Annotated in this window: 23 protein-coding genes and 1 pseudogene; 16 read left to right on the top strand and 8 right to left on the bottom strand. The window is 45.4% G+C overall.

The features are described from left to right. The first annotated feature begins 104 nt into the window (after positions 1–104). Both rpoH and ACXAD8_RS16605 read left to right on the top strand, forming a co-directional pair. Complete coding sequence (rpoH, locus tag ACXAD8_RS16610; RefSeq protein WP_475230975.1) at positions 105–956, top strand: RNA polymerase sigma factor RpoH; 852 nt, start codon at positions 105–107, stop codon at positions 954–956. 744 nt (positions 957–1700) lie between these two features. Continuing rightward, positions 1701–4475: a collagenase gene (locus ACXAD8_RS16605; protein WP_475230973.1), complete on the top strand. Its 2775-nt coding sequence runs from the start codon at positions 1701–1703 to the stop codon at positions 4473–4475. A 307-nt stretch (positions 4476–4782) separates the two neighbouring features. Here ACXAD8_RS16605 and ACXAD8_RS16600 read toward each other — a convergent pair whose 3' ends face one another. Both ACXAD8_RS16600 and ACXAD8_RS16595 read right to left on the bottom strand, forming a co-directional pair. Continuing rightward, complete coding sequence (locus ACXAD8_RS16600) at positions 4783–6759, bottom strand: class I adenylate cyclase (protein ID WP_475230971.1); 1977 nt, start codon at positions 6757–6759, stop codon at positions 4783–4785. Between the two features lie 183 nt (positions 6760–6942). After that, positions 6943–7842: a bifunctional GNAT family N-acetyltransferase/hotdog fold thioesterase gene (locus tag ACXAD8_RS16595; RefSeq protein ID WP_475230969.1), complete on the bottom strand. Its 900-nt coding sequence runs from the start codon at positions 7840–7842 to the stop codon at positions 6943–6945. Between the two features lie 41 nt (positions 7843–7883). On the opposite strand from ACXAD8_RS16595, the gene ACXAD8_RS16590 reads away from it, so the two are divergent. Beyond that, on the top strand, positions 7884–8660 hold the full coding sequence (locus tag ACXAD8_RS16590) for a spermidine synthase (RefSeq protein WP_475230967.1): 777 nt from the start codon (positions 7884–7886) through the stop codon (positions 8658–8660). Here ACXAD8_RS16590 and dtd read toward each other — a convergent pair. Next, positions 8657–9094: a D-aminoacyl-tRNA deacylase gene (dtd, locus tag ACXAD8_RS16585; protein WP_475230965.1), complete on the bottom strand. Its 438-nt coding sequence runs from the start codon at positions 9092–9094 to the stop codon at positions 8657–8659. The two genes, ACXAD8_RS16590 and dtd, sit on opposite strands and share 4 nt — an antisense overlap. A gap of 147 nt (positions 9095–9241) precedes the next feature. On the opposite strand from dtd, the gene ACXAD8_RS16580 reads away from it, so the two are divergent. Then, positions 9242–9475 (top strand): hypothetical protein, encoded by a 234-nt coding sequence (locus tag ACXAD8_RS16580; protein ID WP_475230963.1) that lies wholly within the window; start codon positions 9242–9244, stop codon positions 9473–9475. Then, positions 9475–10113, top strand: a complete 639-nt coding sequence (locus tag ACXAD8_RS16575; RefSeq protein ID WP_475230961.1) for a DUF2959 domain-containing protein — start codon at positions 9475–9477, stop codon at positions 10111–10113. Before ACXAD8_RS16580 ends, ACXAD8_RS16575 begins: the two co-directional genes overlap by 1 nt. A 22-nt stretch (positions 10114–10135) precedes the next feature. Here ACXAD8_RS16575 and ACXAD8_RS16570 read toward each other — a convergent pair whose 3' ends face one another. Beyond that, entirely contained in the window at positions 10136–11047 is a 912-nt protein-coding gene (locus tag ACXAD8_RS16570) for a virulence factor BrkB family protein (protein WP_475230959.1), read from the bottom strand. A 42-nt stretch (positions 11048–11089) separates the two neighbouring features. Further along, complete coding sequence (gene metF / locus ACXAD8_RS16565) at positions 11090–11971, bottom strand: methylenetetrahydrofolate reductase (RefSeq protein WP_475230957.1); 882 nt, start codon at positions 11969–11971, stop codon at positions 11090–11092. 150 nt (positions 11972–12121) lie between these two features. On the opposite strand from metF, the gene metJ reads away from it, so the two are divergent. Next, a complete protein-coding gene (gene metJ / locus ACXAD8_RS16560; RefSeq protein WP_475230955.1) occupies positions 12122–12439 on the top strand; it encodes a met regulon transcriptional regulator MetJ in 318 nt (105 codons plus the stop codon). Between the two features lie 51 nt (positions 12440–12490). Here metJ and pepQ read toward each other — a convergent pair whose 3' ends face one another. Beyond that, complete coding sequence (gene pepQ, locus ACXAD8_RS16555; RefSeq protein ID WP_475230953.1) at positions 12491–13810, bottom strand: Xaa-Pro dipeptidase; 1320 nt, start codon at positions 13808–13810, stop codon at positions 12491–12493. A gap of 134 nt (positions 13811–13944) precedes the next feature. Further along, positions 13945–15876 (bottom strand): transglycosylase SLT domain-containing protein, encoded by a 1932-nt coding sequence (locus ACXAD8_RS16550; protein WP_475230951.1) that lies wholly within the window; start codon positions 15874–15876, stop codon positions 13945–13947. Between the two features lie 244 nt (positions 15877–16120). On the opposite strand from ACXAD8_RS16550, the gene fadB reads away from it, so the two are divergent. From fadB to ACXAD8_RS16510, 8 genes are all read left to right on the top strand, one after another. Next, entirely contained in the window at positions 16121–18271 is a 2151-nt protein-coding gene (gene fadB, locus ACXAD8_RS16545; protein ID WP_475230949.1) for a fatty acid oxidation complex subunit alpha FadB, read from the top strand. A gap of 12 nt (positions 18272–18283) precedes the next feature. Continuing rightward, the gene (gene fadA, locus ACXAD8_RS16540) at positions 18284–19447 is read left to right on the top strand and encodes an acetyl-CoA C-acyltransferase FadA (RefSeq protein WP_475230947.1); all 1164 of its coding nucleotides are present in this window, start codon (positions 18284–18286) and stop codon (positions 19445–19447) included. Between the two features lie 158 nt (positions 19448–19605). Then, positions 19606–19770 (top strand): hypothetical protein, encoded by a 165-nt coding sequence (locus tag ACXAD8_RS16535; RefSeq protein ID WP_475230945.1) that lies wholly within the window; start codon positions 19606–19608, stop codon positions 19768–19770. 25 nt (positions 19771–19795) lie between these two features. After that, positions 19796–19948: a hypothetical protein gene (locus tag ACXAD8_RS16530; protein WP_475230943.1), complete on the top strand. Its 153-nt coding sequence runs from the start codon at positions 19796–19798 to the stop codon at positions 19946–19948. Between the two features lie 62 nt (positions 19949–20010). Continuing rightward, positions 20011–20145: a hypothetical protein gene (locus ACXAD8_RS16525; RefSeq protein WP_475230941.1), complete on the top strand. Its 135-nt coding sequence runs from the start codon at positions 20011–20013 to the stop codon at positions 20143–20145. Positions 20146–20149: 4 nt separating this feature from the next. Then, positions 20150–20551 carry a VOC family protein gene (locus tag ACXAD8_RS16520; protein WP_475232993.1) on the top strand — a complete coding sequence of 134 codons (402 nt, stop codon included), beginning with the start codon at positions 20150–20152 and terminating at the stop codon, positions 20549–20551. Positions 20552–20868: 317 nt separating this feature from the next. Beyond that, positions 20869–21120, top strand: a complete 252-nt coding sequence (locus ACXAD8_RS16515; protein WP_475230939.1) for a type II toxin-antitoxin system Phd/YefM family antitoxin — start codon at positions 20869–20871, stop codon at positions 21118–21120. Next, positions 21117–21371 carry a Txe/YoeB family addiction module toxin gene (locus ACXAD8_RS16510; protein ID WP_475230937.1) on the top strand — a complete coding sequence of 85 codons (255 nt, stop codon included), beginning with the start codon at positions 21117–21119 and terminating at the stop codon, positions 21369–21371. Before ACXAD8_RS16515 ends, ACXAD8_RS16510 begins: the two co-directional genes overlap by 4 nt. A gap of 33 nt (positions 21372–21404) precedes the next feature. On the opposite strand, the gene ACXAD8_RS16505 is transcribed toward ACXAD8_RS16510, so the two are convergent. Beyond that, complete coding sequence (locus tag ACXAD8_RS16505; protein ID WP_475230935.1) at positions 21405–22499, bottom strand: ISAs1 family transposase; 1095 nt, start codon at positions 22497–22499, stop codon at positions 21405–21407. Between the two features lie 118 nt (positions 22500–22617). Between ACXAD8_RS16505 and ACXAD8_RS16500 the strand changes: the two are divergent. Both ACXAD8_RS16500 and ACXAD8_RS16495 read left to right on the top strand, forming a co-directional pair. Then, positions 22618–23511, top strand: a pseudogene (locus tag ACXAD8_RS16500) (ISAs1 family transposase); the annotation flags it as partial. Positions 23512–23685: 174 nt separating this feature from the next. After that, positions 23686–24759 (top strand): LpxL/LpxP family acyltransferase, encoded by a 1074-nt coding sequence (locus ACXAD8_RS16495; protein ID WP_475230933.1) that lies wholly within the window; start codon positions 23686–23688, stop codon positions 24757–24759. The last annotated feature ends 15 nt before the right edge of the window (positions 24760–24774 follow it).

Raw genomic sequence — 24774 nt, 5'->3', positions numbered from 1 at the left:
AATTAACAGCAAACAAGCGATACTTATTCGTTTTAGGGCACCGACTCTGGTGATCTCCAACCCACTGTGCTAGCATGCCAGCGGCAAAAAATAAAGAGGTAATTATGAGCACAAAAATACAGTCCATGGCCTTAAGCATTCCACAAAGCGGAAGCCTGGATTCGTACATTCAGTATGTGAGTGGCATCAGTATGCTGTCCGCTGAAGAGGAACGTGCATTGGCAACTCGTCTGAGAGAAGACGAAGACCTGGAATCAGCAAGAAAGCTGATCATGTCGCACCTGCGTTTTGTGGTGCACATCGCCAAATCTTACTCAGGCTATGGCCTGCCGCAGGCTGACTTAATTCAGGAAGGCAACATTGGATTGATGAAAGCGGTTAAGCGCTTCGATCCCACTATGGGCGTTCGCCTGGTTTCCTTTGCCGTTCACTGGATTAAAGCTGAAATTCACGAATACGTATTGCGTAATTGGCGCATCGTAAAAGTGGCCACCACTAAAGCACAGCGCAAACTTTTCTTTAACCTGCGCAAAGCCAAAAAGCGCTTAGGCTGGTTTACCCACGAAGAAGTGCAAACAGTCGCTGACGAACTGGGTGTCAGCACCAAAGAAGTTCTGCAAATGGAAGCTCGTATGAGCAGCCAGGATCAGGCCTTTGACTTATCAGCTGACGATGACGAGTCCGGTAGTTTTGCACCGGTACAGTACCTGGAAGACAAAAGCGAAGACGTAGAGACTAGCGTTATCAATGCCGACTGGGATCAAAACGCTTCTGCTCGCCTGTACTCAGCGATTAAAACGCTGGACGAGCGTAGCCAACACATACTGCAAACCCGTTGGTTATCAGACGAAAAAACCACATTGCAGGACCTGGCAGACAAATACAATGTCTCTGCCGAGCGCGTGCGTCAGATTGAAAAGAACGCCATGAAAAAGCTGCAAAACGCCATGAGCTAACAGCTTATCTCGTACAAAACAACGAAAGCCGCAATTTTGCGGCTTTTTTGTTGCGTGTACTTACCCAAGGTTCAAACCAGACAGCATGTTTTAGACCGGATTTAATGTGCTTTGTCAGCCCCGGCGTCAATAACCCGGATTTCTATATATCTGACTGAAATCTAAGAAAGTACATTAGCCAAGATTTTTAGAGTCACGCCAACCAAGCCTCTTTACTTTATCAGTCTCAAATTCTGAACTTACTGACCCTGCCAGTTATAGCCAACCTGCATCTACATCATTTTCAGATCTATCACTTATTACAATCAAAAGGCAGTGATCAACTAAGGCCTTTTCTTCAGGGCTTCGTAGCTCGATATTTTCAGTTATGAACTTTCAACGCATCAAACACATTGCACTTGCGGTGAGCCCAAAACAAATTTGCCAAACTGTAAATGTTAACAAGTTGCCAATTCACACAATATTAACAAGCAACTTGAAGATTATAATGGTATATTGTATACAATATACTCGATGTTTATGAAAAGTAAGCCAACCTAATTCAGCATTAGATTTAGCACCGCATACTACTAAAAATTAACCATCGTAAAACCACTGCCTCAATAAGAGCCAGTATTATCAATTTGGTTGTGGGGATTCAAAGGACTGTGACGTTAAATTCAAGATAAAAGCAATATGATTAGCAAGCACCCGGACAGCGTGCACTTCCCCCGCTCCAAACAGCAAGAACATAAAGGAAATTCAATGAATCGATTTATCACCGGGGCATCAAGCATTGCTGCTTTTTTCGCCTTGTTAAGCCCAAACAGCTTGAGTGCTGCTACTATTGCACAAACCTTCACCACCAACTATCAATGTAATTCAACTGTTCAACTGCACGCCCAAGCAGGAGTTTCACAGCAACAACTTATTGCCAGTTGCAACGAAATTGCCGAAACAGACCAAGCATTTCATAACTTTTTTAATACCAATCCAAATTCACCACTTCCGAATGATTACAATGACACATTAGATGTTTATATTTACCTTTCAAGTGCCGAATATAAAGCAAATGCCGGTACACACTTCGGTATATCTACAGACAATGGAGGCATGTATCTGGAAGGTACGCCCTCAAATGTGAATAACCAGGCTAAGTTTATCGCCCACATCTGCGAAGACAGTTGGGTGCCATTTTCTTGTTCTTACCAAGGTCAAGTGTATAATTTACAACACGAATATGTGCACTATCTAGATGGCCGGTTCAATGTTGCGGGACCACAGGGAACCTTTGCATACAATGCGGGGTTAGCTGAAGGGCTGGCAGATTATTTGGCTAATGGTTTAAATTATTCACGTACGATTGATGGGGTAACTAACCTTGAGATCCCACCTTTATACAATATTTTGAGTGCAAACTATTACCATCCGGATTTGTACAAGTGGGGCTACCTGGCCATACATTACCTCAATAATAATCATCGTGCAGACTATGATCAGATAGTCACAGCACTGAGAACAGGTAATACGGTCAACTATCGTACCGCCATTAAAGACGTTGCAAACCGCATTGGCAACGGCTTTGATGCTTATGTAACCAGTCTAACCAGTGCTGTAGCCATTAACAGAGGGACATTACCTGCTGACAACACATTTGGCGCTTGTAATCTTGAACATAAATACGTGCGCTATGTAGACGATCCCTCGACGCAAAACATTTCTGTCCGCAACACTACAGAAGTACCAATGCGACTAATGTGGATTGACAATGTCACTGGGGATGCTGGCACTGAAGAAATCGCATTACTAACGCAAGGACAAGAATACAACAATAATTTTTGGCGGCTAAACGACCGCTTTATGATGATGAGTGAAAATCGGGAGTGTGTGGGAGTTGGCATAGTCGGTACAACTTCAACATTTGAAATTGATAACGCGTTAGTTAGCAATGTTGTACCAGATGTGTTACCCCTCCCCAACGAAGTCGGCGCTTGTAGCTTAGAAAGACCCTATTTTAAGGGAGATGAAACGGCCAATGCGACAATCATCAATAACTCGAATGAAACCATTGAAATTCGCTGGGTGAACTATGTCACAGGCCAACGTTCGGACACGGTTTATGCTTCCGTAAATTCAGGGGAAAGCTTCAATGCCTCAGGCTGGTCTCAAGGCGACAGAATGATCTTTGTTGACACAACAAACACCTGCAAAGGGGTTGCTATACTGAGGACTGGAGAAAACAGTTTTTCTTTCAATGGTGAACAGCAAGTAAATCAACGACCGACAGCCGAAATCAATGGTCCCTATTCCACCACCGAAAACAGTAACATTGGATTTAGCAGCTCTGGCTCCTCCGATCCGGACGGTCAAATTGCCAGCTACTTTTGGAACTTTGGCGACGGAGGCAGTTCCAGCTTACCCAATCCGAACCATGTCTACTCGAATGCTGGAACTTATAACGTCACACTGACAGTAACAGACAATCTGGGTGCAACTGCCACTTCGAGTACGAATGTTACTGTTACAGCGGAAGACAACGGGACTGGCAACAATACGATTCCTGATGCCTGTGCAAACCAGACTGGAATTACCGGAGGCCGCCTTGAAGCTGGTGAAGCAGCTTGTTTAGGCAACAGTTCACTGATATGGTTAAGCGTAACAGGCGTAAATAATCACAATAGTATCACGGTCAGAGCTGCTCATGGTGCTGGTGATTTGAGTATTGATTACAGCAACTCAGGTTGGCCAAATGGCGCCAACAGTGATGGTAGTTCCGACAATATGGGTAACAATGAGTGCATTCATGTTACAGGAGCAAGTAACTATTACGGCTACCTAAAGGTGTCTGGTTCCACAGGAAGCTCGTCTATTTTGGTCGAGTTTGACGGTATCGGTTGTAATAGCAATGGTGGCAACCAGAATAACGCACCTGTAGCAAGCGTAAACGGTACTTATAGCGGTATAGTGGACACACCAGTCAATTTTACGAGTTCTGGATCTATGGACACCGATGGTACGCTGACATCCTATTATTGGGATTTTGGTGATGGTCAAAATAGCACTCTTGCAAATCCAAATCATGTATATGGAAATCCCGGCACATACACAGTTACTTTGACCGTAACGGATAATCAAAACGCGTCAAGTTCACAAACAACTTCAGCAACGATCTCTTCGACACAAACAGGTGGTAACGGGGTTGTTGACGCTTGTATGACAGAAAGCACCACTTCCGGTTGGGTGAATGTAAACGACGACATGTGCGTGCCCTCCGGATCATGGAACAATGCTATTGCCTATTACGGAATTTATATCCCTCCTGGCACCAGTTCACTTCAAATATCCTCAGACTTTGGAACTGGTAACGGTGATATATATTACAATGCTACAGGCTGGGCAACGCAGTCAAACTATTATCAACGTTCTGAAAACCAAGGTAATACCGAGACAATCACCATTAGCAATCCCGCAACTGGCTATCACTATTTTTCAGTGATAGGTGCACAAAGCGGTATGGCGATTAAAGCTTCAACCCAATAACTTTTCTGAGATTATCAATACGGGGTGACCCTCATCACCCTGTATTTCTTGCTCTTTACACGTGTTTCAAAAACAGCGTAGAATTCTACCACGCTATAATTTTCAAGCCCTACAGATTGAATAAAAAATTGACTCCCGCCCCATCCGTTTAAATTGCCTTTTTAAAGAAAATCCAACGGTCAAACCTGATTTCAGAAAAAGAGCAATTTACCGATTTTAGTGTGATTATCTCTTTTTTATTTCGCTCACATGCTCGTGTCCTTGTAAACAGCAGCAAGGGGGAAACCGCGACGATGCTGGCGCTAAATCACTTTTCTTTAATCAGCTCCATAGCGGAAACAAAATCCATATCAGAACGTTCTTTGAAATCTGCAAACAGGCGGTCCCGATAAGATCCCTCTGGCGAGATAATATATTTGTTGGGGGGCGGACTAACATCCATCAAATCAAAACGCAGTGCTTCCAAAGCTTCAAACCCATCCACGCAATAGAGTTCCCCCCAGCTGGTAAGGTAGATAACTTTTAATTCTTCGGTTTCCGGTTTATGGCGGCGACTTTCAAAATTGACTATCGCCAGACAGTTGATAATGCGATAAGGCACCAGCAGGGCATTGCGTTTTATTTCCGATATGCGTACCGGCGGGAACAGCTTTTGAAAGACTTTGGTTAATTCCAGTAAGTCTCTTTCCAGTACAGGCTCAGCGTGATAGGACAACATGATCTTGGTTTCACAGTCCATAATGCCGTTGAACACGCCCCAAAGTACTATTTCCACCGGATTCCAGGCGCTTTTCATCAGCACCTTACCCAGTGCGGAGTCATTCCAGTCTATTTGATTACCGCGGTACAAGCTCCAGCGTCGTCGGTTGTTACTTTGCGGCTCCGCTTTTACGGTGACAATTTTACAATAGGCGCCTTCTTCAAAGGCACTGCGCAAATAATCGATCTTGTGGTCTTTTTTGGAGTAAAAAGAGTCAATTTTACGACCAATAACGGTGACATCTTCTTTGCTCACCAATTGCTTTTGGTCGGATATTTTAACAGAGATACGTCGGTAACAACCGATCAAAAAGGCATGAATGCGCTTACCTATCTGCGACAAGTCTTTAAAATCCCAGTACTTGATACGGTCAATTTTTTTGATTTTTTCCCGCGACCAACCCCATTGCTCCACATAAGCCATAATAATTTTACGCTTAAAATGAAACGCACTTTCATCCGCAGGCAAACTTAAACCACAGTCACTCTTTATATAAAGGCACAACTGTAATAACTCCACGGTATCTTGCTGACCCAATGACTGATAATGCTCCAGCACATGTTCAAACATCAAACCATAGGGGTCGATATGTTCCTGGTCACCGGGAGCTTTGCTGCCATTGTGCACTGCACTACGCAACAAACTACAGAGGGGCTGATGGCTATCAATGTTTTCTAAGAACACCTCCAGCTTGGCCATTTTAAGCACCGACTTAAAGGGCGAATCCATGGCTTTACTGATTTGCCAGATAGCCGCACCAAACAGTTCTGCGGTATCCATCTTCTCGATGTTGCCCAGATCCATAAACCATTTTGGCTCTGGCGACACACCGTCTTTTAACGAGCCCAATAACTGTTGGTATTGTTGATCAGTCGCTCCTTCGTGCAACAACCACCAGAACGGCGCTTTGCCCGCCACCACAATATTGGTGGTATAAAATTCAGCTTTGAGAAATATCGCCTGAGCACTGCCGGAACTCTCGCCGTCTGCCACGCCAAAATCGTTGTTGCGCACTTTCTCAATATCAGACAGAAAGAAGTGCACCTCCATGCCAAAGTACTTTTCTGCCCACTGTTCGATTTTATGCAGTTTGCTTTGAAGCAAACGAAAATGGGCGTTTTTATAGCGAGTGCCATCCACACACACCCAATAGTCAAAATCAGATTGTGCCGATTGGGCAATAGTGCCGATACTGCCCATCAATACCAGTGATTCAATCATGCGCCGTTTAGGCCAGATTGGTTTTAAATCTTCGATAAGTGCATTTTGTTTTGGAAACACTCGCTGCAAAGACTCTGTTAACTCTTCACGCAGGGAATAATTAATCAGCCCTAAAGGCGTTTTGGTATCGTCGATATAACCCGGAAAAGCCTCGTGATTGATATGCAGTAAAAAAGGAATAATATGAAAAGCATCGCGCTTTTCTGGCGACATGAGTTCCAAAGCCCGTTCGGTCCGGGCCTTGTTATACCTGAGTACCCGCAATAGCCGGATTGTCAGGTTTTGTTGAAGACTGGTACTCATATCCGTGGTTCAGCACACGCCTGGTTAAAGGACAAGATTTTGATTTTAAAGAGCAAATCAACTTTTGCTACAAAAATCAACTAAATATGTCCAATATTAGGCCAACTTTGGTCGCTATGCGAACTACGCTGTTAATTGTCCGGTAATCAAACCAGCGATCAATTTCAGTTTAAAGCAATAGATTCAGTCTTTTAGCGGTAGCACCCAGTAGACACCATGAAACTCGGCAACCGCTTTGTCACCATCCTGAATATTGACCTGCAATTCCAGGCGGCACTTCTTCTTGCGTTCCACAAAACTAAACTTACCACTCAGGGATTCAATATTACAAATGGCTCTGGGCTCAGCCGTGACGGGTTTGTGATAATGAATATTGGCATCACCCAGCACGATGTCGCCAGTGAGTCCGCGCTCTTTGAGCTGCAAAAATATCATCCCCCAGCCCGTTAAAGTCGCCAGTGAATAAATACTGCCGGCGAACATAGTGCCGTGCAGATTAATATTTTTGTTTAACGATGCTCTGGCTTCCAGGGTTTTGCCACTGTATTGATGCAACACAATGCCCATTTGCTCGGAAATAGGAATGGTTTCGTGCCAGGTTTTTTGCAACTCACTGCACCATTTGGGATGCAGTCTGACGATAGACTGCATATCCAGTTTTTTCACCATATGCTTGCGCTTTTGTTTGCCTAAAGCTTCTGGTGAATCTTCAATTTTGTAACCCGCCGCAGCAAAAAACGCTACAGAAGTGTCCAGACTGTTGGTTACTGCCCGGGTTGCGCCCTGGCGTTTGGCCTCCTCTTCCAAAGCGCTTAGAATAAGACTGCCCAGCCCTTTCTTACGATGCTCAGGAGAGACGGCAATATGCCTGATTTGCGCTTCTTCCTGCACATTCAGATGCACCCGCCCTACAGCCACAATATCGCCTTTTGGGGATAACAACATACGATGCTCTGCGACTGTCTCGTATTCGTCTTTTTCAGAACCTGGAGGAAAATTAAAAGGCTCACGCAACACCTGCCAGCGAAAAGAAAAATAAGCATCCAATTGCTCTGGCGTTTCTGGCGTACTAATTCGATACATTCACTTTAGCCTTATTTCGTGGTTACATAAGCAAAATCAGCATGGTGCCGCCATGGTTTATGGGAGCCTTAACACTGTTTCACCTGAACGATTTACAAAACAACCCACGTATTTTGCATTTTGAGCGGTTGGGGTCAACTACTCTGACCATTTCAGAAAATACAGAATACCGTTGGCTTGCTCTCAATGATGCGGTGCAATCAGTCATGTCTTTAGCGGCACCGCATCGACCCATATTACCTCACCTTAGTGCGCTATTACTGTGTTTTTATTACCGTCAGCACCCCAAAAAAGTCACCGAACTGGGATTGGGTGGCGGTAGTTTACAGCGTTTTTTCCGCTACCACTTTCCGCTGTGCGATGTGCTTTCGGTAGAGTATTCAGCCGATGTTATCCGACTGTTTGAACAGTGGTTTTGGCCATCCGATGCACCTTGTCAGATTATCCAGCAGGATGCACAGCAGGCGATTAAACAAATTGAACCGCAAGATTTGCTGTTTATTGATTTATTTGCCGAACATGGCAGCCCGGAGTTTGTTTTTAGTAAACGCTTTTATCAGGATTGCTGCAAAGCACTGAATCAGGATGGTCTGATGGTGATTAACCTGCTCAGCGCCAGTTGGCTGCAGTCGGAGCAACTACTGGAAATTCTCAGCGAGTTGCAACTACAGTTTCGCATTCTGGCCGTACCCGGCTACCAAAATAAGGTTGTTTTTGCCGCCCGACAAGCACTACCGGTAATGGACTTTGACAATCATTTACAGCAAACGGCACAGCAATATCAGTTAGATCTCAACGCCGTGGTATTCATGCGTTAAATTTGTAACCAAAACGTTGTGGGTCCTTCGTTCACCAAAGAGACCTGCATGTCTGCCGCGTATTGACCGGTTTCGCAAGGGACGCCATTGTTGCGCACCGATTGATAAAAATGCTGATAGAGCTGCTTTCCCAGCTCGGGATCACCGGCTCTGGAAAAACTGGGCCGATTGCCCTTTTTGGTATCAGCCAGCAAGGTAAACTGCGACACCACCAGCACCGAACCTTCGGTTTGTTGCACATTGAGATTCATTTTGCCTTGCTCATCGGGAAAGATGCGATAGTTGCACACCCTCTGCGCCAGCCGCTGTGCTTTCTCCTCGGTATCGCCGTTTTCCACTCCCAACAAGACCAATAACCCCTGACCTATTTCGCCTACGCTCTGGCCTTCAACTTTCACTGAAGCCGAGCTAACTCGTTGTATTAATGCTATCAATGCTACTCCCGTTTTGTTTTGTAATTCTGAATATTTTGCTTTGCCAATTCGAAATCGCTTACAAATATCAACTGGTAAGTTTAAAAACTTTGTTTTATTTTAATCACATACCTTACTTCGTTAACAGCTAAACAGAAGGAAACGCATATGTCAGGTCAAGGTTCAGGCGGCAATGTAATCGCTGCATTATGTAATATCTTTATTCCCGGATTGGGACAGTTAATTCAGGGCCGTATCATGATGGCGTTGCTGTTCTTTTTAGTCTGCACCGTTAGTTATGGTCTGGCTGCAACGGTGATTTTTATCTTTATGTGGCCGGTGGGCGCCATCTTCCATTTGTGGGCCATTATTGATGCCGCAAAATTTAAGGCCAGCAGCTGATGAATAAATTACTGTCCGTTTTTCTAGTGTTGTTGCTCAGTGCCTGTCAAAGCACCTATTACTCCATCTGGGAATCGGTAGGAGTGGAAAAACGAGACATTCTGGTGGACAGAGTTGAATCGGTTAATGAAGCTCAGGAAGAAGCACAGGAACAATTCACCTCTGCTCTGGAAGAGCTGTCAGCACTCATCAATTTTGACGGTGGTGAACTGCAGGACGCGTATGAGCAGATAAAAGATCAGTACGAAGCTAGTAACGACAGCGCAGAACGCCTCACCAGCCGCATTGAGAAGGTGGAATCGGTAGCAGAGGCGCTGTTTGATGAATGGCAGGAAGAGTTACAACAGTACAGTAATGAAAGCCTAAGGCGTGATAGTGAGCGCAAACTCAAGGAAACCCAGCGCCGTTATAACAGTCTTATTAAAGCCATGCATCGCTCTGCCGAGAAAATGCAACCGGTACTCACTGCGCTCAATGACAATGTGTTGTACCTGAAACACAATCTCAACGCGTCGGCAATTGGTGCCTTGCAAGGTGAGTTCGACAAAATCAGACGCGATATTCAATTACTGATCAACGAAATGAACAGCGCTATCGCGCAATCTTCAGAATTTATCAACAGCATTAAAGCGTCTTAATTCGGTCGGCTTGAAAGTGATTTCAAGCCGAATCCGCTGGTTCGTTGGTATAGGAAGAAGCTTCTGTGTTGTCTTGTTCAGTTTTTGGGCGGATATTGAGAATACGCCACTTTTCCACCTGCACGGTAAACACCGCCCCTAACAGCACGATAAACCAGGACAAATACACCCAGACAAACAGAATGGGAACCGCTGCCAGCGCGCCATAAATCACTTTGTAGGAAGGAAAGCTGGTGACGTACAGGGCAAACAGCTTTTTGCCTAGCTCAAACAGCACGGTGGCAAACACGGCTCCGGCTGCAGCGTCTTTTGCGCTGACCATGCGATTGGGCACCACCATGTACAGAATGAAATACACGCCAAAAGAAATCAAAAAGGGCAAAACCAGCAGAAAAAAGGTCGAAATACCTGGGGTGTACTCTTCAGCAAAAGCGCTTAGCGATATGAGATAAGAGGTCATGGCCAGACTGCTGCCCACCAGCAATGGGCCGAGGGTCAAGACCATCCAGTAAATGGCGAAAGTAAAGATTTTGCGCCGTTCAATGGTGGTTCGCCAGATGTGATTTAAGGTCTTATCGACATTGGAGATCAGTAACAACGCGACGACAACCAGAAAACCAATACCTATGATGCCCATTTCAGATGCATTGTTGGCAAATTCAAACACGTAGCGTCGGATGGTGTCCCCGGCAGCGGGCACAAAGTTGTGAAAAATAAAATCTTCCACCTTGACCCGAATACTCTGAAAAGCTGGAAATGCCTGCAGAATAGCGAAAAACATCATGATAAAAGGCACCAGCGACAACAGGGTCACATAAGCCAGATTGCCAGCGGTAACCGCCACCCGATCTTCTTTACATTGCGTTAGGAAAGACCGGGTAAACTGAATTGCTTTGGGACGAAGCCGTCGAAACAGTCGTTTTATCTTTTGCAAGAGACTCTCAAAAAACGGAAAATTTTTGACAGTGTAGCCTGGTTAACCCCGCACGCCCAGCATGTGACAAATCGCGTAACTTAATTCGCTCCGGTTTAAGGTATAAAAATGGAAGTCTTTTACACCTTCTTTAGCTAACACCTTCACGGTATCCATGGCAATGCTGGCGCCCAGCAGATTACGCGTAGTTTGGTCGTCATCATCCAGGCCTTCATACATGTGATGCAGCCAGTTAGGTACATGCACATTAGTAAATCCGGCGAAGCGCAATAAAGTTTTATAATTTGTAACCGGCAGTATTCCGGGCACAATATCGATGTCGATCCCGGCCGCTGCTGCACGATCTCTGAAGCGCAAAAACACTTCCGCATCAAAAAAAAATTGCGTGATCGCCTGATTGGCACCGGCTTCTGCTTTGCGTTTCAGGTTGAGCAAGTCAAACTGCGAGTTAGGCGCATCCGGGTGAGTCTCCGGGTAAGCGGCCACAGAGATATCAAAATCAGCCACTTCCCTGAGCAGCTTTACCAGATCAACCGCGTAGGAGCGGTGCTCTGTTGAGCCTTCCGGTAAGTCGCCACGCAATGCCACGATGCGGCGAATACCCGACTCCCAATAATCCTGCGCTATTTGCACCAATTCCTCGCGGCTAGCGTCCACACAGGTTAAATGGGGTGCTGCATTAATGCCTTTTTCGTTTTGAATGCGCTTAACCACTTCGTGAGTACGGTCCCGCTCACCACTGTTAGCACCATAAGTTACCGACATGAATTTAGGGTTAAGCGGCGCTAAACGTTCTACAGAGTCCCATAACGTTTGTTGCATGGCTTCTGTCTTAGGCGGGAAAAATTCAAAAGACACCTGAATATTTTTAATTTCTGACAAAGTCTGATTTAGGGCATCAATTCCCTGTGCGTACGACACCATGTTTTCTGTAACCTTCTAGACATGTGGACGGGGGAATGTAAATAAACACCCGCTAGACGTCAAGCAGTTTAGCCATCTAATATTGATTAGTTGGCCAGAGTCATTAGAATTAAAGCTTCTGACTCATAATAATTTACAGGGTTCCCCACCATGGCAGAATGGAATGGTAACTACATTGATCCGTACGCAGAACACGGAAAAAAGAGTGAACAAGTAAAAAAAATAACGGTTTCTATACCTCTAAAAGTATTGCAGGTACTTACTGACGAACGTACCCGCCGCCAGGTGAACAACCTGAAACACGCCACCAATTCAGAATTATTGTGTGAAGCCTTTTTGCATGCCTTTACCGGACAACCTTTGCCCAATGATAATGATCTGACCAAAGATAACGCCCACAAAATCCCGGAAGAAGCCAGACGCATCATGGTGGAAAAGGGCATCGCCATTGAAGAGGATGAAGATTAAGCAATTCGCAATAAAGGAGCCGCTCTGCGACTCCTTTGTCTTACTTAAAAACTAGTTCAGCCCCCCGTCCCGGGTCATATTTTCATTTCTGTCAGCGTGCACAATCACGTTATCTTCGATACGAATTCCGCCGAAAGGCTTAAACTCGGCCACTTTGTCCCAGTTGATATATTTGGATTCCGGGGTGCTTCGTAAATCCGCCAGCAAACTATCAATAAAGTACAAGCCAGGCTCAACTGTAAACACCTGATCGGCTTCCACAGTACGAGTGCAACGCAAAAACGGATGCGCTTCAGGCGATGGCTTGGCAGTACCGCGATCATCAGCCATGTGCCCACCGACATCGTGTACCTGTAGCCCCAAAAAGTGGCCAATGCCATGAGGGAAGAAGGTAGAGACTATGCCATTCTCCAGAGTATCGGCACCACTGAGATTCACTATGCCGAAATCCGATAATAACTGCGCCACTTTTTCATGAGCCTTAAACTGTAAATCCGCATATTCGATGCCGGGCTTTAACATGTCGATCAAATCCAGATTTACCTTGTCCATCTGCTGGATAAGATCAGCAAACTCCCCAGAATCTTGGGCATAGGTGCGCGTGATATCGGCAGAATAACCATGATACTGCGCCCCAGCGTCAATTAAAAAAGAACGACTTTGTGCTGGTGCATCAATATCCCGCACACTGTTGTGCAATATCGCGGCATTTTCATTCAGGGCTACGATGCTGGGATAAGGCAACTGCTCATCGATATGACGAGTTGCCGCCAGATAGGCCAGATGAATGTCCAGCTCACTTTTGCCAGCTCTGAAAGCTTGCTCTGCGGCTCTGTGGCCCTGCATGGCGATCTTATTAGCCTGACGCATACAGTGCTTTTCATAGTCGGTTTTATAGGCACGATGATAGTGCAGGTAATGTAGTACCCTGTCCGGATTAACATTGCTAAATCCCAGCGCACTGGCCACTTCCAGATATTCGCCAAGATAAGCATATTTTGCCTTGTCATAAGGCAGGAATTTTTCTACGGCGTTGGGTTTGGCCAACAGATGAATATCAAATTCATCCGTCCAGAAATCATTGGGCTCTTTGGGTACCTTATGCCAGAAGTCTACCGGCAAATAGAACACCAGTTTAGGCTTTGACTGACCATCGAGGATCAGCCAGCAATTGGGGTTATCCACCACGGGTAACCAGGCCTTAAACAGGGGTGATACGGCAAAGGGATAGTAGTTGTCATCAAGAAACTTGATTTTGCCCTGGCCGGAATGGATCACAATGCCATCAAGCCCTTCACGCTGCAATGCTTCTCGGGTACGAGCCTGCATTACGGCGATATGTTGTTGAAATTGGGCTTTGTGTTCTGACATAAAAGACGACTCCTTCTTATGGGGTAGCTTCTGCTACGAAGCAAATGAGGAATAAGATTAAAGGATGGTATCTTGCCTTCTGCAGAGTGTAAATGTTACAGCCCAAAGTCATCACCTTTAAATCCCTTTAAATGTCAGGTTCCTGCTCCACCTATTTTCATTTGGGCGTAATCTTTAAAATAGTTGTATTCATTACCCAACAACAAGTGATAAATCTGCTTGTAGGCCAGCACCGCTTTCACGTAATTGCGGGTTTCCCGATACGGGATGTTTTCAATCCAGATATCTGCCGCCATGGGTTCACCCTCAGGTACCCAGGTTTTCACTCGGTGCCAACCGGCATTGTAGGAGGCAGTGGCCAATACAATATTTTTATCCATGCGCTGCATCAGGTAATTCATATATTGGGTGCCCATATCCAGATTGAATTGCGCATCGTAAAGTTGCCGAGCACGGATTTTACGCTTTTCCATATATTGCACCGTGCTGGGCAACACTTGCATCAAGCCATAGGCACCGGCTCCAGAGCGGGCATCCGGTTTAAAAGAACTCTCTCTTCTGGCAATGGCAAAGGCCCAGGCGGGGCTGATATCATTGCGCTCTGCACTGGCCATCAGATCCGTTTTATAGGCTAACGGGAAACGCTTCTCTACGTCATCCAGATAACCGGAATTGGAAAAAGCGTGAATCGCCTGATCGTGCCAGTCCCATTGGCTGGCAAGCGCAGCCGCCAATTGCTGCAATTCGGTGGGCAGTGACGGGATCAACATATTCCATTCCCGTCGGGCCGAGGTTTTGCGCTCCAGATGAATAAACTCCACGATGCGTTGCATAGCAGGTTTGTTCATAAGCTGCTTAAATTCGGTTTCTTGTTGTTGGTAGGGGCGATTTTGCAAATTCACTTCCAGCCCCAATTTGCCACTGGCCATAAAACCATAATAATGTCGGTTTTGTGCCAGGTGGGTAAACAAGCCATTAGCAGCCTCCTGATTGCCCAATAGCTCCAGTGAACGCGCTTCCCAATATTGGAAAATCAAATCCTCGGTCATGCCATCTGGGATTGAGCGCAGCACCTCCAAGGCGTGATGCCAGTTTTGCTCCCGTAATACATGAGTTAAATGCCAGAGGTAAACATCTTCTTGCTGCAAGCCACTGGCTTTTTCCAGCCAGTTTTCGGCCTGCTCATGATTTTTTGAGGCAAGGGCAATGGCAAAGCGCTCAGTAATGGCTTGTTTTTGCTCCGCACTGAAGGAAAACACACGGGCATAATCCCGCCAGGTCTGCAGGGCCAATTCGGGATCACGCCAGATTAAGCGGCGTAACCCATAGGTAATAATGCGAGTTTCAATAGCCGGTCGCACACCGGTGAATTTAGATTGGCGGGATAACATGCTGGGTGAACGACGCACCGACAACCACAAATCCGCCAGATATTTTTCTGACTCTGGTAGCAAGCGTTTCAGGTAGGGAATTAGCGTACTATTGCCACCGTCGGCGGCCAACTCAATACGCTGCAATACAATATCGGTGCTTCTTCTACCAGCGTCCCGCCATTGATCAAACAAGGGATCGCATTCATTGGGTTGGGATTTACCCACCAGCCACAAGGACTGAATTTCTTCCAGGTATTTATCCAGCCCCTGTTTGGCAACATCAAAGGCGATGCGTTGACACAACAATGCGGTATCGCCCACATCGGCATAATATTTCAGAAACAGATCATCGCGCTTTTGACGGGCCAGATGTTGCAGCCACTTCTTGCGCAGCGGTCTTTCCATCGGCGTACCAGCATACTCCCGAAGAAACTCCGCGATAGACTTTTCATTGGAAATATAGGGGTAACGCAACAGAGTTTTATAAGTAACGTAGGGCCACAAAGGGTAATTTTTAAGGTTCTTTTTAAGTAGTTTGTACTCACTACTGTTGGGTCGATGAGCAATTTGCTCGGCCCGCTCAAACCAATCTCGCAATTGTTCAGGCGATGGCTGCTGAGCATTCACCTTAACTGATGCCAGTAAAAACATTGATACAGAAAGCATAAAAACGGCGAGTTTTATTGCGCTCATTGACTACCTTTTTTGTCGTATTCTCTCTATCTTTAGCCCATAGACAACAAGGCAATTTGCTGTCTGAAACAACGGTTTTTATACCGTTCGAAACAAAATGAAATCAAAAATTCAAACAATTGTTTGAATTTAGGTTGAAATTTAACATTTCTTCAACAACAATGTTGCCACCCTACATCAGACCGTGCCAGTGATTTTTTGTTTCAATCTGGTTAAAGGCTCTGTTAAAGCACAGGAGAATCCAATGTTATTTGAAGGCCAATGCCTACAAGCCAGCCTAAATGAAAATGGTATCGCAGATATTGTTTTCAATGCGCAAGGCTCCGTCAACAAATTTGACCAGCAAACTGTATCAGAATTAAATGAATTGTGCGCTGCCATAGAATCAAACTCTGACATCAAAGCGGCCGTGGTGCGTTCCGCCAAGTCCACCTTTATCGTTGGTGCGGATATTACCGAGTTCACCGGTTTATTTGCAGAGTCCGAAGAAAAGCTACTGGAATGGGTAGCCAATACTTCTAAAGTATTTGATCGCTTTGAAGATCTGCCCTTCCCTACCGTCGCCGCAATTAATGGCTTCGCTTTGGGTGGTGGTTGTGAAATGACTCTGGCCTGCGACCTGCGCGTTGCTGACAGCACCGCCGCCATCGGCTTACCAGAAGTTAAACTGGGCCTGATGCCTGGTTTTGGTGGTACAGTGCGTTTACCACGTATTATCGGTGCCGATAACGCCATGGAGTGGATGACCACAGGTAAAGAGCGCAATGCGGAAAAAGCCCTGAGCGAAGGCGCAATTGATGCCGCGACCGCACCAGAACAACTGGTGGCTGTGGCAAATCAAATGGCCGTCGATGCAGCAGCCGGAAAGATTGACTGGCAGGCGCGACGCACAGCTAAAAAATCACCACTGAAACTGAATCGCAACGAAATGATGATGAGTTTCGCCACTGCCAAAGGCATGGTATTTGCGCAAGCAGGTAAACATTATCCTGCACCGCACATGGTGGTGGAAACCCTTGAGAAAGCCGCTACTTTAGATCGCGAAGGCGCGCTAAAACTGGAAAACGAAGGCTTTGTAAAACTAGCCAAATCTGATGCTGCCACGGCTCAGGTAGGTATTTTCCTGGCAGACCAGGTCGTTAAAGGCAAAGGTAAAAAGCAAGCCAAACAAGCCACGAAAACGTTTGACCAGGCAGGTGTTTTGGGCGCCGGCATCATGGGTGGTGGTATTGCCTATCAGTCTGCAGTGAAAGGCACCAAGACCATCATGAAGGACATTGCAGAGCCAGCATTACAACTGGGTCTGGACGAAGCCAGCAAAATCCTCGACAAGGGTATGCAACGAGGCAAGGTCAGCAGCAAGAAAATGGCAGCGACTTTGAACAATATCGTGCCAACCCTGGATTACAAGGCGCTGGAAAACGTTGATATCGTTATCGAAGCTGTGGTGGAAAACCCCAAAGTTAAAGGGATTGTATTAAAAGAAACTGAGCAAACGGTAGCGAAAGACGCCATCATTTGTTCTAACACCTCCACCATTTCCATTAATGCCCTGGCAGAAAACCTGGAAAACCCAGAGCGTTTCTGTGGTATGCACTTTTTCAATCCGGTACACAGAATGCCATTGGTGGAAATCATTCGCGGTGAAAAAACCTCAGATGAAACCATCGCCAACGTGGTAGCCATGACCCTGAAGATGGGTAAAACCCCAATTGTGGTCAACGACTGCCCGGGCTTTTTAGTGAATCGCGTGTTGTTCCCTTACTTTGCCGGATTCAGCAAGTTGTTATTGGACGGTGCTGACTTCGTAGCAGTGGACAAGGTAATGGAAAAAATCTTCGGCTGGCCAATGGGCCCGGCTTATTTGCTTGACGTTGTGGGTATCGACACCGCCGACCACGCCGCAGATGTTATGGCTGACGGTTTCCCTGAGCGCATGAAGAAAGTGGCTAACGACCCTGTAACTCTGCTTTATAAAGCGGAGCGCTATGGTCAGAAAAACCAGAAAGGTTTCTACAACCACGGTCTGGATAAGCGCGGTAAGCCGCAAAAAACGCCAGCGGAAGAAGCTTATGAGTTGATGAACGCGCACGTGGCTGACAAGAAAGACTTTGAAGCTGACGAAATCATTGCACGTCTGATGATCCCAATGGCCAATGAAGCCATTCGCTGTCTGGAAGAAGGCATCGTTGATTCCGCAGCTGAAGCGGATATGGCACTGTTATACGGTCTGGGCTTCCCGCCGTTCAGAGGCGGTATTTTCCGCTACATTGATACCATGGGTGTTGCCAACTTTGTGGCACTGGCAGACAAGTTTGCCCACCTGGGTGAAGTGTATCAGGTGACTGAAGGCACTCGCGAAATGGCCAAAAACAACCAGAAATACTGCGGATAAGGGGGAACTATCATGAAAGAAGTAGTAATAGTAGATTGCATTCGTACCCCTATGGGGCGCTCTAAAGGCGGTGTATTCAGAAATGTCCGTGCTGAAACCTTATCAGCGCACTTGATGAACTCACTGTTAGCCAGAAATCCGGCCTTAGATCCAGCCGATATCGAAGACATTATCTGGGGTTGCGTGCAGCAAACCAAAGAACAAGGCTTTAACGTTGCCCGTAACGCCCAGTTGTTAACAGACATTCCACGTCATGTGGCAGCAGTTACGGTTAACCGTCTGTGTGGTTCTTCTATGCAAGCACTGCACGATGCCACGCGCGGTATCATGACTGGTGCCGGTGATGTGTACCTGATTGGTGGTGTTGAGCACATGGGTCACGTACCTATGAACTTTAACGTAGACTTTCACCCAGGCCTGGCAAAATACACCGCTAAGGCCTCAGGGAGCATGGGCTTAACTGCCGAGCTATTAGGCAAACAAAATGGTATTTCCCGTGAACAACAGGATGCCTTTGGTGCCCGCTCTCACCAAAAAGCCCACGCTGCAGCATTGGAAGGTCGCTGGAACAACGAGATCGTTGCCACTGAAGGTCATGATGCCAATGGTGCGCTGGTAAGCGTCACCCAGGATGAGGTAATTCGCCCGGAAACCACAGTCGAAACGCTCAGTGGTTTGCGTCCGGTATTTGATCCGGCCAACGGTACGGTAACCGCAGGTACCTCTTCTGCGATATCAGACGGTGCCTCAGCCATGTTGGTTATGTCTGCTGATAAAGCGAAAGCGTTAGGCTTAACACCCAGAGTGAAAATCCGCTCAATGGGTGTGGCTGGTTGTGATGCGGCAATCATGGGTTACGGCCCGGTACCTGCCACTCAAAAAGCACTGAAACGCGCCGGTATGGATATCAAAGATATTGAACTGGCCGAGTTTAACGAAGCATTCGCAGCACAAGCCCTGTCCTGTATCAAGGCACTGGGCCTGATGGATAACTACGAAGAAATGGTTAACCTCAATGGTGGTGCCATCGCATTGGGTCACCCGCTGGGTTGTTCCGGTGCGCGTATCAGCACTACTCTGATCAATCTGATGGAAGCCAACGACAAATCTGTCGGCCTGGCCACCATGTGTATTGGTTTAGGACAAGGTATAGCCACCATCTTTGAACGTGTTTAAATAAACCGTTTCTACATCAAAGGGCAACTTCGGTTGCCCTTTTTTATGCCTGCTGAAAAACTGTACTTTAGTACAGGTGAATTATTTTCTCTGTAAGTTATAGTTAACCCGTCTCTTATTGTTAAGAGGCGTTAAAACTTTATTTAATGGAGAAAATTATGAAGGAACTTAATGAATTTGAATTAGAAGTGGTTAGCGCGGGAAATCTTGGCGCAGCTATCGGTATCGGATTGGGCTTTGTGGGAGCTTTTGACTCATTGACCTCTTTTGGCTCTGCACTAGGTGCAGGCATCTATGACGGCATCCACAATCAACACCACTAAACTCAATTTTAAGAAGGAATTTGAAATGAAAGATTTAACGGAACAAGAACTAAAGCTGGTCGGCGCAGGTTACAGCGTCGGAGACCTGGGTTACGACGTTGGCTATGGCATTGGCTATGTTGTCGGCGGAGGTGCCGGGCATGACTTCGGTGTCTGGTTATACGAGTTTTTACACTAACAGACTCAATATAAATCAAGGTTAAAAGCTTTTGCTTTTAACCTTTATCTGGAGAACTCAAAATGAACAATGAATTGACAAAACACGGCAAAAAAGTGGTTATTCTGGTTTTGCTATTATTACTCATTGCGACCTTCAATGATCTAAGTGCCTTCACCTCAGGCTTTATTGAGGGCTTTAATGAAGCAACAAGCTGACGTTGTGCTTACAGGAATAAATCACGTCACCTTTTCAGTGGAGTGCCTGGATACTTCCCTACAGTTTTACGCCGATGTACTTGGGTTTAAACCTCAAGTCAGATGGGATAAGGGGGCTTATCTTGCATCACCTGGAATTTGGTTGTGCTTGTCTTTGGGGCAAGCCAAACCCTCACAAGATTACTCCCATCTGGCCTTTTCAGTTTCCGAGGGGCAATTTGACGGCCTGAAACAACGTATCTTAGCGGCTGAATTCGGCACCTGGCAAGATAATCACAGCGAGGGTGACTCCCTATATTTTTTAGACCCGGATGGCCATAAGTTAGAAATACATTGTGGTGATCTGCAACAGCGCCTTGGTTCTTTAAAAGAAAGCCCCTACAAAGACTTAATCTGGTACGAATAATTACGCGGCTAATATTAAAAATAGGCTATTTGCTTTCTTTGGTTGGATTCAATTATTGAATGGTAATTAGTAACGTCGCTGTTTAATACAAAAGTTGGCTGGTAGGCAATGAGCGATGAGCGGCTGTTAGCAGTTCAGAGATTGCTATAATCGCTTATTTAAGAAAGCAGACGGTCACACAATGCTCGCTCAAAATGCAGTGTGTTAACTTTTCAGCGAATCTGATCCCATTGGTCCCCGCAGGTATTTGTCCGATTTGACGGCTTTTGTTAGGCGCGCTATTATTTGAAGTACGTTTTTCTGTACAGGTTTAACAAGTGGAAAGTATTAGTTATACAAGCGCCAGAAGTAATTTAGCTAAAACAATGACTAAGGTGTGTGATGATCATGCTCCTATAGCTATTACTCGAAAAGGTGAAGGGGCTGTCGTAATGATTGCAATGGACGATTACCTCGCAATGGAAGAAACCGCTTACCTGCTGCGTAGCCCCAAAAACGCTAAACGGTTGATGGAGTCAATTGCGGAGTTAGAAAAAGGAGGGGGAAATGAGAGGGAGTTGATTGAGTGAAAATAATCTTTTCTGAAAATGCATGGGAAGATTATTTGTACTGGCAGTCTACAGACAAAAAAATTGTAAAGAGGATTAACACCCTCATTAAAGAAATAACCAGAAATCCATTTGAGGGAATTGGCAAACCAGAAGCCCTGAAGCATGCGTTGTCGGGTTATTGGTCAAGAAGAGTTGATGATTCGAATCGCATGGTGTACAAAATCGTTGGTGAGTCTGTATTAATTGCACAGCTTCGGCATCATTATTAGCGCCTCAGGGCGGGATTGTACTTTGCTGACTTTTTAACCAAACAGTAATTCCGTCCTGAATTTGCTACTCCATGCAGCCCTCCGCCGCTTGCCTGCCATACTGTCTTTTTTACCCTGATGTTGCTTTATCAGATTCAGACATGCACGATTAAACAACGCAATATGAGCTGCTCCGTTAGGATCGCTTATTTTGAGCTGGTCTTCGCGAAAGGCGACATCAAGCACCCAGTGTAACTGGTTTTCAACTGACCAGTGTTCTCTGATGATACGGGCGAACTGCTCTGCATCAGCTGTAAGTGAGGTTGCATACCAGCGGGAATGATAGCTCGTTTGACCACCCTGCTGACGTTCACTGGCAACCTCAATGATACTGCGAATATGTGGCCATTTTGTTTCTAGTTCTTCAGGCAGTTCGGCTTTCATTTGCATTACTGTTCGGCTTTCCTGACGTCCATGTCCCTGATTCGACTGGGTAAAGGTATTGAGAGCTTCGTCATTGTATCGTTCAGTGAAACTCTCTTTTACATACTCAAAGAGCTTGCTTTGATTCGCCTTTAACTGAATAACGAAGTCACTTTTAGCTTTGACTATCGTCTCCATGGTGTTTGTCTGGCAATGCAGTGCATCAAGCGTATAAATGGCATCTTCCATGGCCAGCGCCTCAATCACATTTCTGGCGACAGCACGTTCATTGCCTTTGTTGTCGGAACAGTCCTGATACAAAGCAATCCCGGAATTCACATCAAAAGCACTGACGACATGTAACGCTTTGCTCACATCTTCCCGCCAGGCACCTCGCATAGTTTTACCATCAAGAGCAATAACCGATTGCCCTAAAGTCTGCCTACGTTGGTTAATCCAGCCAAACACTGTCTGTAACAGTATTTCTGTGTCCAGTGCCTTAATAATTCCTGCAATACAATGTCGTTTGGGGATACCATTTTCAAAACGGCGATGTTGGCGTAACCAGTCCAGCTGACTTTCGCCAAACTCTTCAATGGCTTTCCAGCCATCTGCTCCGCTAAGTACAGCGGACAACGTCAGGAAAATAACGTCAACAAGGTTGTGCTTGAGATTAATATCTTTGCGAGGATCCGGGATGATTTCCAAGTGTTTTACCAGTGACATATGGGGTTTCCGATAATGAAAACGGATCAGATCAACTGAATCAAGATAAGTTCACTGGTGAGATATATTGAATGGTGATCAATATTCATTTTTATATATCAAAAAGTTAGGATCCTGGCCTGTTCATGACACCATTGCACGTATCATTTCCAGTATTGAGCCGGAACAGTTACAACGTAGCTTTATTGGCTGGATGCAAAAGGTTAATACCCTGACCGATGGTGAAGTCGTTGCCATAGACGGAAAAACACTGCGTAGCTCTTATAACAGAGAGAACCGCCAGTCCGCGATCCATATGGTGAGTGCGTTTGCGACAGCAAATGGCGTTGTGATGGGGCAAATAAAGACGGACACCAAATCCAATGAGATCACCGCTATCCCCGAATTACTTAACCTGCTGGATATTAAAGGTTGTCTTATTACGATTGATGCAATGGGTTGTCAAAAAGCCATAGCGAAGACCATCGTTAACAAGGGCGCTGAATATCTTTTGGCGGTTAAGGGCAATCAAAAAAAGCTTTACGATGCATTAAAGCTGGCGTTTCGCGGAGTTGGTTCTGAATCACTTAAGATAGAAAAGGGTCATGGGCGTATTGAAGCCAGAGAATATCATGTTCTTGATGCTTCTGAATTATCGGAGGATTTTTCTCAATGGACAGGATTAAAAAGCATGGGTATGGCTGTCAGGTATCAGCATAATGACGAAAAACCATCATTGGAATATCGTTACTACATTAGCTCAGCAGCATTGACTACAGAGCAGTTTGCCAAAGCAGTGCGAGGTCACTGGGGAATAGAATCCAGCCTGCATTGGGTTTTAGATACGGCCATGAAAGAGGACGATTGCCAGATATTCAGAGGTAATGGTGCAGAAAACCTGGCTCGTCTGAGACACATAGCCAAAAACATGATTAAGGCAGATAAAAGCAGAAAAGCCAGTATTCGTCGAAAAACATGCATGGCCCTGATGGAAGAAAGTTATCTGGATAACCGTATTTTTAGCGGGCTGTAACGAGATGGTTAATAAATGAACGCTCATGCTCTCGCCGTGATTAAAAAGCCCTTTAAGAGTGTTAATTTACATTTTAAAAATTATTTAATGATAATTTATTTACACGCCACGAATGACATGATAGCTTTTTATTAATGGAGTGTTTTAATTACCTATGATTCAGGGGTGTGTGAGTTGTTAGACAAAGAATCACTGTTTTTCAGATCAGTCAACTATCAGAAAATGTTAAACATTTCTGAAAAAGAGGCCACAACATTAGCAGAACTGAATATTCAGAAAAATGATTTCATGAATAAATCATTTGAAAGAAGAGCAAGTGATGGTAAAAACACTTCCTTTACAGCATACCTAAAAAACACACAAGATATCTGCGATAAAATAAAAACTGAGACAAACACTTCTCGCCCATGTCTGTTCGCCCTATTCCATGTCGGAGAGCACATCAATATTCCTGTGGATTTAGCTATTTGCGGACTGCCCATTACATTACCGGTGGCAGGAGAGCCCTTTGAGTTGTTATATAAAAACCGTCAGGGCTATTGCGAAACACTTCAGGATAACCTGGAGATTCTTCAAGTGGAGAACCGAGCCACTGCAGCCCAAATGTTGAAAGCGATTAAACAAGGCCGTCATATTTGTATTTATGTAGATGGCAACATGGGGCAAGACGGAGTTCACGTTGACCGTGGAGCAGAACAAGTAAACTTTTTCGACTTTAAGATACGGGTCAAACAAACTATCCAAAAACTTGCTCATAAATATCAGCTTGAAGTGGTGCCTTTATTTTGCTTGGTCAATGACGCAGGACAGCCCTCTATTGCCATGGGTGATGTCATTTCCCCTGACAATTCAACAATAATGCAAAATCTATACAACGAGCTACAAGAAAAGATCCGTTTACAACCAGAGAACTGGTTTTACGTGCAATGTATGCATCGTTGGTTGGTAGCAGAAAATCATTACAAGAGTCATGTCGAAGCATCACTCAGCGATGGACTGAGTTTTAATCAGTCCCATGCCAGGCTCTACAATAAAGGGGATAACTGGTTCATCGTCAATTATATGAGCCAAAAAGCGGTCCTGATTGACCATGAACTACAAGAGGATGTTTTGGATACTGTTCAGTCAGGAATCAAAGCAAACTTTTTAGAAACTGTTCGGACAAAATCCGGTCCCAAAAGCCAGAGATTCATCAATTCCTTAATCAAGGAAAATCTCGTAATCCCACAAACAGCGGTTACGAACTAACATTACAACAAGGAA

Source organism: Planctobacterium sp. AWH2_060 (assembly GCF_056158425.1).
This window is presented reverse-complemented; position numbering and strand designations above follow the sequence as displayed.